The following is a 13,129-nucleotide window of genomic DNA, read 5'->3' as shown; positions in this document are numbered from 1 at the left end:
ACCGCGGTCATCTGCGCCATCACGGAGATCGCGATCTCGGCCGGGGACACGGCGCCGAGAGCCAGGCCGGCGGGACCGTGGATGCGGGCCAGCGCGTTGGCGCCGTGGCCGAGCGCGGTCAGCCGCTCGATCCGCCCGGCATGGGTCTTCCGGCTGCCCAGCGCGGCGATGTAAAAGGCCGGCGACTTCAGCGCCACGTTCAGCGCCGGGTCGTCCAGCTTGGGGTCGTGGGTGAGGGTGACGACCGCCGTGCGGCGGTCGGGCTTCAACGCGTTCAGCCCGTCATCCGGCCATTCGGTGCTGACCTTGACGCCGGGGAAGCGCTCGTCGGAGGCAAAGGCCCGGCGCGGGTCGATCACGGTGACGTCATAGCCGGCCAGCGCCGCCATCGGCGCCAGGGCCTGGGCGATATGGACGGCGCCGACGATCGCCAGCCGCAGCGGCGGCACGAAGGCCTGGATGAACAGCGTGCCGTCCGCGGCCGTGCGGCTGCGGTTGTGGCGCAGCGCCTCGTCGATCGCGCCCCGCAGCGCCGGGTCGACCGGCACGTCCCCGGTCGCCGCGCCGTCGACCACCAATGTCTGAGCCCCGCTGGCCAGGTTGGTGACCAGCGCCGCGGTGCGGTGCTCGGCCCGGGCGGCCTGCAGCGCGTCGAGGATCTCGCGCTTCACGACAGACGCTCGACGAAGACCTGGATCTTGCCGCCGCAGGCCAGGCCGACATCCCAGGCCTGCTGGTCGCTGACGCCGAAATCGAGCAGGCGCGGCTTGCCGTCCTCCATCACCTCCAGCGCCTCGCGCACCACGGCGCCCTCGATGCAGCCGCCGGAGACCGAGCCCTGCATCCGGCCGTCGCCGTCGATCACCAGTTGGCTGCCGGCCGGGCGCGGCGAGGAGCCCCAGGTCGAGACCACGGTCGCCAGCGCCACCGGACGTCCCTCGGCGGCCCATGCCGAGGCCAGAGTCAGCACATCGTCGTGATCGGTCATTGCACCATCTCCTGCTGGCCGCGGTCTGGTCCAAGGACCAGACCGCTACTCTATAGAGTTGCAGATCAAATTACCCATGCGCTTGGTCTCCAAGCGCATGGTTTGATCCGCTGGCGAGATGCCGCCACCTGGCCATGCGCCGGTCGCCGCGCACCGGGTCCTCGGCCAGCACATCCACCAGCGCGGCCAGGCTGGCCAGGCTGTGCACCGGGCGGAACTCGTCGACATGCGGCATCAAGGCACGCGCCCCATAGATTTTGGCGCATAGCCGTCCCAACGCAACAGGGGGTTGAGCCAGATCAGCCGGCGACTGCTGCGGTGCAGCCGGTCGATCTCGTCCTCCAGCCGGTCGCCGGCGTCGCGGTCGAGCCCGTCGGTGATCAGGATCACCACCGCGCCCTGGCCCAGCACGCGGCGGCCCCAGACGCGGTTGAACTCGGCCAGGCAGGCGCCGATGCGGGTGCCGCCGCCCCAATCCTGGGCAGCCCTGCCGACGCGGTCCAGCGCGTCGTCGACGTCGCGCCGGCGCAGCTGCCGGGTGATGTTGGTCAGCCGGGTGCCGAAGACGAAGCTGTGCACCCGGTCGCGCTCGGTCGTCACCGCGTGCAGAAAGTGCAGCAGCATGCGGGAGTACTGGCTCATCGAGCCGGAGATGTCGCACAGCACCACCAGCGGCGGCGGCCGGGTGCGGCGGATGCGGCGCGCCAGGTCGATCGAATGGCCGCCGGCGCGCAGCGACTGGCGCAAGGTCTGGCGCATGTCGACCAGCGGCGCCGAATGGTGCGGGGCGTAGCGCCGGGTCGGCACGTCGCGCACCGGCAGGCGGAAGCGCGCGATGGCGGCCCGGGCGCGGGCCAGCTCCTCGGCGCTCATCTGCTCGAAATCCTTGTGCTGCAGCTTCTCGCGCTCGGAGAAGGTCAGGCTGGCGTCGACCTCCAGCTCCGGCGGCTCCTCGGCGTCGTCGGGCGCCTCGCCGCGGCCGGGCTGGCGGTCGGCGAAGGCCTCGGCGACCCGGCGGTTGACCGCGCGCTCCTCCTCCCTGCCGGTGCGGATCTGCGGCAGCATCAGCGTCATGGCGCGCTTCAGCATGTCCGGATTGCGCCAGAACAGGTGGAAGGCTTGGTCGAAGATCTCGCGCTGGTCGCGCCGGTTCACCAGCGTCGCGTGCAGCGCCCAGTAGACGTCCTGCCGGCTGGCGACGCCGACCGTCTCCAGCGCCTCCAGGGCCGCCAGCGTGCGGCCGGGCCCGACCGGCAAGCCGGCGGCCCGCAGCGCCCGGCAGAACTGCATGACGTTGAGGGCCAGGCGGCCCCGTTCCGGCTCCTCCGTGACCGAAGGGGCGTTCATACCGGCATGCGCACCGCGGCGGCGGCCGCGGCGTTGATCTCGGCCCGCATCTCGGACAGGAGCCGCGCCGCCTCGGCGCCCTGGACGCGCTCGATGTCGTCCTGGTACTTCAGGATGGTGCCGAGCGTGTCGCGCACCACGTCGGGGTCGAGCTCCAGCACGTCCAGCTCGGTCAGCGCCTGGGCCCAGTCCAGCGTCTCGGCCACGCCCGGCTGCTTGAACAGGTCCATGCGGCGCAGCTTCTGCACGAAGGCGACGATCTGCGCGCTCAGCGCCTCCGGCGTGCCCGGTGCCTTGGCGTGCAGGATGGCGCGCTCGCGCTCGGCATTCGGATAGTCGACCCAATGATAGAAGCAGCGGCGCTTCAGCGCGTCGTGGATCTCGCGGGTGCGGTTCGAGGTGACGATGACGATCGGCGGCTCGGCCGCCTTGATGGTGCCGAGCTCCGGGATGGTCACCTGGAAGTCGGACAGCACCTCCAGCAGGAAGGCCTCGAACGGCTCGTCGGTGCGGTCCAGCTCGTCGATCAGCAGCACGGCCGGGCCGGCGACATCCGGCTCCAGCGCCTGCAGCAGCGGCCGACGGATCAGGAAGCGCTCGGCGAAGATGTCGCTGGCCAGCTGGTCGCGGTCCTGCACGCCGCCAGCCTCGGCCAGGCGGATCTCCAGCATCTGGCGCTGATAGTTCCACTCATAGACCGCGGCGGCGATGTCGAGCCCCTCATAGCATTGCAGCCGCACCAGGCGTCGGCCGAGGGTGGCGGCCAGCACCTTGGCGATCTCGGTCTTGCCGACCCCGGCCTCGCCCTCCAGGAACAGCGGCCGCTTCAGCCGCAGGGCCAGGAACAGCGCGGTCGCCAGCGGCCGGTCGGCGACATAGTCGCCGCGGGACAGCAGGGCGAGGGTCTCCTCGACGGAGGCAGGCAGAGCGGCAGCGTTCATCGGACGAATCCCAATTTTCCGCCAGGATAGCCGTTCCGGCCGAAGATGCTATGATGGTGGCGCATGACTGAGAACATGGAGAGCTTGATCCTCGAGCACCTGCGCCACATCCGCGCGGGCCAGGACGCCATGCGCGAGGACATCCGGGAGATCAAGATCCGGCTCAGCAATCTGGAGACCGAGATGGCCCAGGTTCACGTCCGGATCGCCGAGCTGTCCGTTCGCGTGGACCGGCTGTCCAACCGGGTCGAGAGGATCGAAACGCGCCCGGGCCTGATCGAGGTCTGAAGAAGCAGTCGTCGGATCGCTGTCCGTCACCGAGCTGTCACCCCTTCGTCGTCAATCCGTCGCCACCCGCATGGTCTCTTCCGCGCGCTCGAAGAGGGGAGAGACCGATGATCGACACTGGCTTTGCGATCTGCCGGCGCACGCTGATGGGCGGCCTGGTCGCCGCGGCGGCGCTGACCCGCGCCGGGACCGCCGATGCCGCCGTGGCGTCGACCGCGCCGGAGGGAACCGCGGCCGATCTGGCCCGCAACACCGCCTATTGGGACGAGGTGCGCAAGCTCTATGCGGTGACCGGCGACATCACCAACCTCGAGAACGGCTACTGGGGCATCATGGCCGAGCCGGTCCGCCGCGAGTACCAGCGTCTGACCGACATGGTGAACCGCGACAATTCCTTCTACGCCCGGGCCAAGTCGGGCGCGGATCTCGAGGCCGTGCGCCAGGCCGTCGCCGCCGCGGTCGGCGCGGCGCCGGAGGAGATCGCCCTGACCCGCGGCGCCACCGAGGCGCTGCAGCTCCTGATCGGCAACTACAACCGGCTGCGGCCGGGCGACACGGTGATCTATTCGGACCTCGACTATGATTCGATGCAGTATGCGATGAACGCGCTGAAGGTCCGGCGCGGCGTCGAGGTGGTGAAGTTCGCGCTGCCGGAGCCGGCGACGCGCCAGGCCGTGCTGGACGCCTATGCGCAGGTCCTCGCCGCCAACCCCAAGGCCCGGCTGCTGCTGCTGACCCATCTCAGCCACCGCACCGGCCTGGTGATCCCGGTCGCCGAGGTCGCAGCCATGGCCAGGGCGCGCGGCGTGGACGTGATCGTCGACGCCGCCCATTCCTGGGGCCAGATCGATTTCCAGGTGGCCGATCTCGGCGCCGATTTCGTCGGCTTCAACCTGCACAAATGGATCGGCGCGCCACTCGGCGTCGGCTTCCTCTACATCCGCAAGGACCGGATCGCCGATGTCGATCGCGACATGGGCGACGAGGATTGGCCGGAGGCTGATGTCCGCTCCCGCGTCCACACCGGCACGGTGAATTTCGCCGCCGTTCTGGCGGTGCCGCAGGCGATCGGCCTGCATCAGGAGGTCGGCGCCGCGCGCAAGCAGGCGCGGCTGCGCTACCTGCGCGACTATTGGGTGTCGCGGACGCGCGGCTTCAAGGACCTGCAGATCCTGACCCCGGACGAGCCCGGCAGCTACGGCGCCATCACCTCGTTCCGCCTGGCGGGCCGGACCGACAAGGCGGCGAACGACGCGATCGTGGCGGCGCTGCGCGACACCCATGGCGTGCTGACCGTTCGCCGCGCCGGCGTGGCCGCCGGCCAGTGCATCCGGGTGACGCCGGCCCTGTTCACGCAGGAGGCCGATCTGGACCGGCTGGTGCGGGCGCTGGCGGCGGTGACCGGCTCGACCGCCGGATAGCTTTGGGTGTTAGATGCGCCATGGCTGATTTGAAGAACCGGGTGGCCCTGGTCACCGGCGGCTCGCGCGGTATCGGCAAGGCGGTCGCCCTGGCGCTGGGCGAGGCGGGAGCGGCCGTGGCCGTGAACTATCGCGAGCGCGGCGGCGAGGCGGAGGCTGTCGCCGAAGCCATCGGCAAGAGGGGCGGTCGCGCCGCCGCCTTCGGTGCCGACGTCTCGATCCGCGCCGCCGTGGACGGCATGGTCCGTGACGTGGAGCAGCGCCTCGGCCCGATCGACATCCTGGTCAACAATGCCGGGATGGCGGCGGCGCGCGGCCTAGAGGACATCACGGAAGAGGATTTCGACCGCGCCATCGCAGTCAATCTGAAATCCGCCTTCCTCTGCACCCAGGCCGTCCTGCCGGGCATGCGGGCTCGGCGCTGGGGCCGGATCGTCAACATCTCCTCGATCGGGGCCCGCATCGGCTCCGGCTCGGTCAGCATCGCCTACGCCGCGTCCAAGGCCGGGCTCGAAGGCCTGGCGCGCGGCTATGCCCTGCGGCTCGCGCCGGAGGGCGTGACGGTCAACGCCGTGGCGCCGGGCCTGACCGACACGGAGATGGGCCAGCCGCTGATCGCGGCGGGCGCCGCCGCCCGCATCCCGGTCGGGCGCAGCGGAACCGGGGACGAGATCGCGCGGGCGGTCATGCTGCTGGTGGACAACGGCTACATCACCGGCCAGACGATCGCGGTCAACGGCGGTTCGCTGTTCTCGTGAGGCCGAGGCGGCGGGGCTATGCCGCGTCCGGAATCGTCTCGCCGCAGATGTCGGCGGCCGGATGGGAAGGCTGACGATCCTGGGGTTCACCTTCCCGTCATCGCGAGGAGCGAAGCGACGTGGCGATCCAGCGGCACCGGCCCTGGATGGCCATGTCCCTCCGGAGGCACGACGGGTCAGGAATTCGAGTCATCGCATGATGGCTGTGGGCGTGCGGCAGGAAATCGGAAATAGACTTGCACAGGCGCTTGACCGAATAATATCTTTGTTGTGCAGGAGAGATCCGATGCTTCGCTCAAATTTCGTATCCGTCGGCGAAAGGTGCATGGTCCGGTAGCGGAAGCCATACCCGTTCGCCATGCGCCCCCGAACCGCCGTTCGGGGGCTTTTTGTTTTCAGAGAGTGACCGATGCGCAAGGCAAGCAGCCCCCCGGCCCTGGCGACGCTGATCCTGTTCACCGCCACCTCGGTGGTGACGCTGAACATGATCGTGCCGTCGCTGGCCAACATCGCGGCGGATCTGCAGGCCGACTATGCCCTGGTCAGCCTCGCCCTCGGCGGGTATCTCGCCGTCTCGGCCATGGTCCAGCTCGGCGTCGGCCGGCTGTCCGACCGGGTCGGCCGGCGCCCGGTGCTGCTGGCGGCGCTGGCGGTCTTCATCGTCGCGTCGCTGGGCTGCGCGGCCGCGCAGACCGCGTGGGTGCTGCTGGCGTTCCGGATGCTGCAGGCGGCGGTGGTCTCGGGGTCCGTGCTGTCGCTCGCGATCGTTCGCGACACTGCGGCGGAGGCCGAGGCCGCGCGGCTGCTGGGCCGCATCGGCATGGCGATGGCGCTAGGCCCGATGCTGGGCCCGATGCTGGGCAGCGTGCTGGATGCCGCCTTCGGCTGGCGCGTGATCTTCCTGCTGTATGCCGCGGCCGGGGCGGGGCTGCTGTGCCTGGCCTGGTCGGATCTGGGCGAGACTGTCCGCCCCATGGCCGACGGGGCTCCGGACGGCGGGCGACTGGCCGGGCTGCTGCGCGAGCCGCTGTTCTGGTGCTACGCCCTGTGCACCGCCTTCTCGACCGGGGCCTTCTACATCTTCCTGGCCGGGGCGCCCCGCATCGCCGCGACCGTTTTCGGCATCGGAACGGCCGAGCTGGGACTGTTCGTCGGCAGCATCACCGCCGGCTTCATCGTCGGCAGCTGGCTGGGAAGCCGGCTGGTCGGCCGCCATCCACCGGCAACGGTGATGCTGCTGGGCCGGGTTCTGGCCTGCCTGGGCCTGCTCGCCGGCCTCGCGATCATCGCCCTGGGCACCCTGACGCCGGCCTCGTATTTCGGATGCACGATCTTCGTCGGGCTGGGCAACGGCATGACGACGCCGAACAGCAATGCCGGCGTCATGTCGGTGCGGCCCCGTCTGGCCGGAACCGCCGCGGGCATCACCGGGGCGCTGACCGTGCTGGGCGGCGCGCTGGCGACGACGCTGACCGGCCTCGCCCTGTCCGGCGAGCCGTCGCCGGCGCTGCTGATCGGGCTGATGCTGCTGGCGTCCTTCCTCGGCCTGCTGGCCGCCGCCGCGGCCGTCCGGCTGGGCAGGACGGCATCCAGGCTTCCGGCGACGTAACCGGCGGCGTCTACGCCGCGTCGGACACGGCCTGGCCGCCGATGTCCGGGGCCGGGGTGAACAGTTCCTGCGGCTGCGCCACGCCGCGCAGCCGGCGGGTGCCGGCGGAGACCAGGCGCACCGGGCTCAGCTCGGCGAAGCGGGAGGAGGTCAGGATCCGCCGGCCGACCAGCTTGGTCATCTGCTCGATCCGCGCCGCCCGGTTCACCTCCGGCCCGACCACGGTGAAGTCCAGCCGGTCGGGCGCGCCGATATTGCCGAAGATCACCTCGCCGACATGCAGCGAGATGCCGGCGTCGATCGCGTCCAGCCCTTCGGCATGGCGGCGCTCGTTCATGGCGTCGATGCCGGCGAAGGCGTCCAGGGCGCCGATCAGCCCGCGGGCGCAGGCCTCGGCCGTCGCCTCGCCGTCGCCGAGGCGGAAGATGGCGAGGATGCCGTCGCCCATGAATTTCAGCACCTCGCCGCCGGCGCCATGCACTGCGCCGACGACGATGGTGAAGTACTCATTCATCAGCTGCAGCAGCGCGTCGCGCGGCGTCACCTCGGCCCGGGCGGTGAAGCCGCGCATGTCGCAGAACAGGATCACCGCCTCCAGCGACCGCGCGCCGCCGCGCACCATTTCGCCGTCCAGGATCCGCCGGCTCGCCTCGCGCCCGACATAGGTGTCGAGCAGCTGCATCATCTTCTGCCGGTCGACCATGATCTCGCAGACGGCGCCCAGCGCCGGCAGCAGCGTCTCGACGCAGGCGATCTGCTCGTCGGTGAAGCCCGCCGGGTCGTCCGAGGCCAGGCCGAAGCCGGTGGTCCAGTGGTCGATGCCGAAGCGCATCGGCATCAGCGCGTAATCGGTGCAGCCCTCCTCGCGCAGCTCCCGCAGGAGCGGGAAGGCGAGGTCGGCATCGGGCCCGACCAGGCGCCGGCGCACGATCCTGCCGGTGCGGTGCATCTCGCCCATCGGACTGTCGTGATAGGTCGGCGTTTCGGACAGCGCGCGTTCGAACCGGATCTCCCGCACCTCCTTGTAGGTCGGGCGCCATTCATAGGCGGCGGCGCTGATCTGCGGCTGGAACTGCGGCAGGTGGAAGGACAGTCGCCACAGCGGATAGCCGGCCTGGACCAGCCGCTCCGCCAGGGCCTGCAGCAGCGGGGCGGGCGAGGGCAGGATGCGCGCCGGCCCGAGCAGCCAGGATATGATCTCGTCGGGGTCGAGCATGGTCGTGAGAATGCGCGGTGGCCACGGTTTCGGGAAGGGGGGAGAGGATCTCATACCAATGGCCTTCGAGATCCGCTCGTCAGTTCCCCACCGTCATGGCGAGGCGCGAAGCGCCGTGGCCATCCAGGGGCCGGTGCCGCTGGATGGCCACGCCCCTTTCGGGGCTCGCCATGACGGGTCAATGTCTTGGGCCATGAGTCCCAGAGATGAGGACGGCCAGCCAATTCAGACTTCGTGCTGCCGGTGCATGCGGTGCTTGAGGGCCGCGACGTCGAAGGGCTCAGGCGGGCCGCTCTCGACGCCTCGTGTGATAGCGGTCTGCAGGGCGGCGATCGCTTCCATCCGCTCCTGATCCTTGCGGATAAGGTCCCGGATGTAGTTGCTGACATTCCCGTAGCGGTTGCCATCGGCTTGTCTCTCGACCCAGGCTTTCATGGCGTCCGGCAGAGATACAGTTATCGTGGCCATGGCCCCCTCTTGCGATGATCCGGCCGAGATAGGGCATTCCTTGTCGGCCATCATGGCAAAGACTGTCATGCCCAGACGGCAACGGCCTGCCTCCGGTTTCCCGAAGACAGGCCGTCGATCGCGAGGAACGGGATCAGCTCGCGGCCTGGACCGCGCGCTTGGCCATCACCTTGACCAGATGGGCCCGGTATTCGGCCGAGCCGTGGATGTCGCCGTTCATGCCGCCGGGGTCGACCGACAGCCCGTCCAGCGCCGCGGCGGAGAAGTTGCCGGCCAGCGCCTGCTCGGCCTCCGCCCAGCGGAACACCCCGTCCGACCCGGCGCCGGTGACGGCGACGCGGATGCCCCCGGCGGTCCTGGCCACGAACACCCCAACCATGGCATAGCGGCTGGCCGGGTTGTCGAACTTGACGTAGGCCGCCTTCTCCGGCTTCGGGAAGTGGATCGCGGTAATCAGCTCATCCTCCTCCAGCGCCGTGGTGAACAGGCCCTGGAAGTAGTCGTCGGCCGCGATCTCCCGCTTGGTCGTCCGCACCGTGGCGCCCAGCGCCAGCACCGCCGAGGGATAGTCGGCGCTGGGGTCGTTGTTGGCGACCGACCCGCCGATGGTGCCGCGGTTGCGGACCTGGGCGTCGCCGATGTCGCCGGCCAGGGCGGCGAGGGCGGGGATCACCCGCCGCACGACGTCCGAGCTGGCGACCGTGGCATGGGTGGTCATGGCACCGATGGTCAGGCCGCCATTCTCTTCCTTGATTCCCTTCAGCTCGGCCGCGCCGCCCAGATCGACCAGGTCGGAAGGCTGGGCCAGGCGCTGCTTCAGCGTCGGGATCAGGGTCATGCCGCCGGCCAGGAACTTGCCGTCGGAGGCGGCGCCCAGCTTGGCCACCGCGTCGGCCGCGGAGGAGGCCTTCTGATAGTTGAACGCATACATGGTCTATCTCCTCACTCGGCGGCCAGGGCGGGAGCGCTGTGGATCGCGCGCCACACCCGCTCCGGCGTCGCCGGCATGTTCATGTCGCGGCCGATGGCATCGGTGATCGCGTTCATCAGCGCCGGCGGCGCCGCGATCGCCCCGGCCTCGCCGCAACCCTTCACCCCGAGCGGGTTGGAGGGGTTGATGGTCTCGATCATGCCGACCTTGAAGCTCGGCAGGTCGTCGGCCCGCGGCATGCAGTAATCCATGAAGGATCCGGTCAAGAGCTGGCCGGTCTCCGGATCATAGGTGCAGTTCTCCAGCATCGCCTGGCCCAGCCCCTGGGCCACGCCGCCATGGACCTGGCCCTCGACGATCATCGGGTTGATCACCCGGCCGAAATCGTCCACCGCCGAGTAGTTGGCGATGGTGACGACGCCGGTGTCGGGGTCGACCTCGACCTCGCAGATCTGGGTGCCGGCCGGGAAGGTGAAGTTGATCGGGTCGTAGAAGGCGCTCTCCTCCAGCCCCGGCTCCACCCCGGCGGGGTAGTTGTGCGGGACATAGGCGGCGAAGGCGACCTCCTGGATCGTCTTGGCCCGGTCGGTGCCGGCCACGGTGAACTTGCCGTCCTTGAACTCGATGTCGGCCTCGGCCGCCTCGAGCTGGTGGGCGGCGATCTTCTTGCCCTTGGCGATGATCTTCTCCGCCGCCTTGACGATGGCGGAGCCGCCGACGGCGAGGGACCGCGAGCCGTATGTGCCCATGCCGAAGGGCGTCTTGTCGGTGTCGCCGTGGATGACCTCGACCTGGTCGGCCGGCACGCCGAGAGTGCTCGACAGCAGCTGGGCGAAGGCGGTCTCGTGGCCCTGGCCGTGGCTGTGGCTGCCGGTGAAGACGGCGACGTTGCCGGTCGGGTTGAACCGGATCTTGGCCGATTCCCACAGGCCGACACCGGCGCCGAGCGACCCGACCGCCGCCGACGGCGCGATGCCGCAGGCCTCGATGTAGCTGGACAGGCCGATGCCGCGCAGCTTGCCACGGCTGGCGCTCTCCGCCTTGCGGGCCGGGAAGCCGGCGTAGTCGGCCAGCTTCAGCGCCTCGTCCAGCGCCTTGGGGTAGTCGCCGCAATCATAGGTCATGATCACCGGCGTCTGGTACGGGTACTGGTCCGGCTGGACGAAGTTGCGGCGGCGGATCTCCGCCGGGTCCAGCTTCAGCTCCCGCGCCGCCAGCTCGACGATGTGCTCGATGACATAGGTCGCCTCCGGCCGCCCGGCGCCGCGATAGGCGTCGACCGGCGCGGTGTTGGTGTAGACCCCGTCCACCTCGCAATAGATCGCCGGGATGGCGTATTGCCCTGACAGCAGCGGCGCATAGAGATAGGTGGGCACGCAGCTGGCGAAGGTGGAGAGATAGGCGCCGAGATTGGCCGTGGTGTGCACCCGCAGAGCCAGGAACCTGCCGTCCTGGTCCAGCGCCAGCTCGGCATGGGTGACATGGTCGCGGCCATGCGCGTCGGCCAGGAAGCTCTCGCTGCGCTCGCCGTTCCACTTCACCGGCCGGCCGACCTTCTTCGCCGCCCAGACGCAGACCGTCTCCTCGGCATAGATGAAGATCTTCGACCCGAAGCCGCCGCCGACATCGGGCGCGATCACCCGCAGCTTGTGCTCCGGCGCGATGCCGATGAAGGCGGACAGCACCAGCCGGGCCACATGCGGGTTCTGGCTGGTGGTGTAGAGGGTGAAGCTGTCGGAGCCGCGATCGTATTCGCCGATCGCCGCCCGCGGCTCCATCGCGTTCGGGATCAGCCGGTTGTTCTGCAGGTCGAGCTTGGTGACATGGGCGGCACGGGCGAAGGCGGCCTCGACCTCGGCCTTGTTGCCCAGCTCCCACTCATAGACCGTGTTGGCCGGGATATCGTCATGCACCAGGGATGCGGCGCTGCGGGCGCTGTCGGTGGCGACGACGGCCGGCAGCTCCTCGTAGTCGACCGCGATCTTCTCGGCCGCGTCCTTGGCCTGGTCCTTGGTCTCGGCGATCACCACCGCGACATGGTCGCCGACATAACGGACCTTGCCCTGGGCCAGGGCCGGGTGCGGCCCGGCCTTCATCGGCTCGCCGTTCTTCGACTTGACCAGCCAGCCGCAGATCAGCCCGCCGACCTTGTCCTTCGCCAGGTCGTCGCCGGTGAACACGGCGATGACGCCCGGCGCGGCCGCGGCGGCGCTGGTGTCGATGCCGCGGATCCGGGCATGCGCCACCGGCGAACGCAGGAAATAGGCATGCGCCTGGCCGGGGCGATTGATGTCGTCGGTGTAATGACCGTTGCCGGTCAGGAAGCGATAATCCTCCTTGCGGCGCAGCGGGACGCCGATGCCGTCTTGTGCCATGACCGCGCCCCCCTCATTCGGCCGCGACAGGATGCGAAGACTGGCGGCCGCCGGACTTGGCGGCGCAGTCGAGGACGGCCTTGACGATGTTGTGGTAGCCGGTGCAGCGGCAGATGTTGCCTTCCAGCCAGTCACGCACCTCGTGCTCGGTCGGGTTCGGGTTGTTCTGCAGCAGGTCCACGGCGCTCATCACCATGCCCGGCGTGCAGAAGCCGCATTGCAGGGCATGATTCTCGCGGAAGGCCTCCTGCATCGGATGCAGCGTGCCGTCGGCCGCGGCCAGGCCCTCGATCGTGGTCACCTGGCTGCCCTCGGCCTGGACGGCCAGCATGGTGCAGGACTTGACCGACCGGCCGTCGACATGGACGACGCAGGCGCCGCACTGGCTGGTGTCGCAGCCGACATGCGTCCCGGTCAGCTGCAGGTGTTCGCGCAGAAGCTGTACGAGCAGTGTGCGCGGTTCGACCTGCCGCGTCACCGACCTCCCGTTCACCGTCAGGGTCACGGTGGTGGTCATGGAATCCTCCCAAGCTGGCGTAGGGCCTGCACCGGCGCCCGCCGCGGCTTGTTGAACGCCGCGTGCGGGCGGCCGGTCGGGCCACCCGGGAGGAAGGCTAAGGTTTCGTCCGACGATCGGTCAAGCCGGCCGAAGGTGCCGTTCCGCCTGCGTTACGGACGCAGTCACAAATACAGGTACAGCAGCACCAGCACGATCACCACGAGGGCGGTGATCCAGACCGCCGGGCTCAGGCCGCCGCGGCGCTCCTCGGCGGCCGGAGGCGGGGCG

The 13,129-nt window shown here is 69.8% G+C and carries 14 protein-coding genes; 4 read left to right on the top strand and 10 right to left on the bottom strand.

Annotated elements, in window-relative coordinates; genetic code table 11:
- From P409_RS12575 to P409_RS12560, 5 genes are all read right to left on the bottom strand, one after another.
- The coding region (locus tag P409_RS12575; RefSeq protein WP_034836541.1) for an XdhC family protein at window positions 1-671 on the bottom strand (671 nt) is incomplete at its 3' end.
- Complete coding sequence (locus P409_RS12570; protein ID WP_034836539.1) at window positions 668-988, bottom strand: XdhC family protein; 321 nt, start codon at window positions 986-988, stop codon at window positions 668-670. The genes P409_RS12570 and P409_RS12575, both read right to left, overlap by 4 nt.
- Window positions 989-1,058: 70 nt before the next feature.
- Window positions 1,059-1,223 (bottom strand): hypothetical protein, encoded by a 165-nt coding sequence (locus tag P409_RS40695; RefSeq protein ID WP_238578671.1) that lies wholly within the window; start codon window positions 1,221-1,223, stop codon window positions 1,059-1,061.
- Entirely contained in the window at window positions 1,223-2,335 is a 1,113-nt protein-coding gene (locus tag P409_RS12565; protein ID WP_238578670.1) for a vWA domain-containing protein, read from the bottom strand. The genes P409_RS40695 and P409_RS12565 overlap by 1 nt, the downstream gene beginning before the upstream one ends.
- Window positions 2,332-3,276 carry an AAA family ATPase gene (locus tag P409_RS12560; RefSeq protein WP_034836536.1) on the bottom strand — a complete coding sequence of 315 codons (945 nt, stop codon included), beginning with the start codon at window positions 3,274-3,276 and terminating at the stop codon, window positions 2,332-2,334. Before P409_RS12560 ends, P409_RS12565 begins: the two co-directional genes overlap by 4 nt.
- 63 nt (window positions 3,277-3,339) lie before the next feature.
- On the opposite strand from P409_RS12560, the gene P409_RS12555 reads away from it, so the two are divergent.
- The 4 genes from P409_RS12555 to P409_RS12540 all read left to right on the top strand — a co-directional run bounded on the left by P409_RS12555 (window position 3,340) and on the right by P409_RS12540 (window position 7,352).
- Window positions 3,340-3,564 (top strand): hypothetical protein, encoded by a 225-nt coding sequence (locus P409_RS12555; RefSeq protein ID WP_034836534.1) that lies wholly within the window; start codon window positions 3,340-3,342, stop codon window positions 3,562-3,564.
- Window positions 3,565-3,671: 107 nt separating this feature from the next.
- A complete protein-coding gene (locus tag P409_RS12550) occupies window positions 3,672-4,985 on the top strand; it encodes an aminotransferase class V-fold PLP-dependent enzyme (RefSeq protein ID WP_034836531.1) in 1,314 nt (437 codons plus the stop codon).
- Window positions 4,986-5,005: 20 nt separating this feature from the next.
- Window positions 5,006-5,743 (top strand): SDR family NAD(P)-dependent oxidoreductase, encoded by a 738-nt coding sequence (locus P409_RS12545; protein WP_034836528.1) that lies wholly within the window; start codon window positions 5,006-5,008, stop codon window positions 5,741-5,743.
- A 409-nt stretch (window positions 5,744-6,152) separates the two neighbouring features.
- On the top strand, window positions 6,153-7,352 hold the full coding sequence (locus tag P409_RS12540; protein WP_034836526.1) for an MFS transporter: 1,200 nt from the start codon (window positions 6,153-6,155) through the stop codon (window positions 7,350-7,352).
- Between the two features lie 10 nt (window positions 7,353-7,362).
- On the opposite strand, the gene P409_RS12535 is transcribed toward P409_RS12540, so the two are convergent.
- The 5 genes from P409_RS12535 to P409_RS12515 form a co-directional block, all read right to left on the bottom strand.
- Window positions 7,363-8,568: an adenylate/guanylate cyclase domain-containing protein gene (locus tag P409_RS12535; RefSeq protein ID WP_052120491.1), complete on the bottom strand. Its 1,206-nt coding sequence runs from the start codon at window positions 8,566-8,568 to the stop codon at window positions 7,363-7,365.
- Window positions 8,569-8,793: 225 nt separating this feature from the next.
- Entirely contained in the window at window positions 8,794-9,090 is a 297-nt protein-coding gene (locus P409_RS12530; protein ID WP_238578669.1) for a type II toxin-antitoxin system ParD family antitoxin, read from the bottom strand.
- 79 nt (window positions 9,091-9,169) lie between these two features.
- Window positions 9,170-9,967 (bottom strand): FAD binding domain-containing protein, encoded by a 798-nt coding sequence (locus tag P409_RS12525; RefSeq protein WP_034836522.1) that lies wholly within the window; start codon window positions 9,965-9,967, stop codon window positions 9,170-9,172.
- Window positions 9,968-9,978: 11 nt separating this feature from the next.
- Window positions 9,979-12,342, bottom strand: coding sequence for a xanthine dehydrogenase family protein molybdopterin-binding subunit (locus P409_RS12520; RefSeq protein WP_034836520.1), 2,364 nt, complete (start codon window positions 12,340-12,342; stop codon window positions 9,979-9,981).
- A gap of 13 nt (window positions 12,343-12,355) precedes the next feature.
- The gene (locus P409_RS12515; protein ID WP_034836517.1) at window positions 12,356-12,859 is read right to left on the bottom strand and encodes a (2Fe-2S)-binding protein; all 504 of its coding nucleotides are present in this window, start codon (window positions 12,857-12,859) and stop codon (window positions 12,356-12,358) included.
- Window positions 12,860-13,129 lie beyond the last annotated feature (270 nt).

Origin of the sequence: Inquilinus limosus MP06, from assembly GCF_000767795.1 — a bacterium.
In the GTDB taxonomy this organism is placed as follows: Bacteria; Pseudomonadota; Alphaproteobacteria; order DSM-16000; family Inquilinaceae; genus Inquilinus; species Inquilinus limosus_E.
This window is presented reverse-complemented; position numbering and strand designations above follow the sequence as displayed.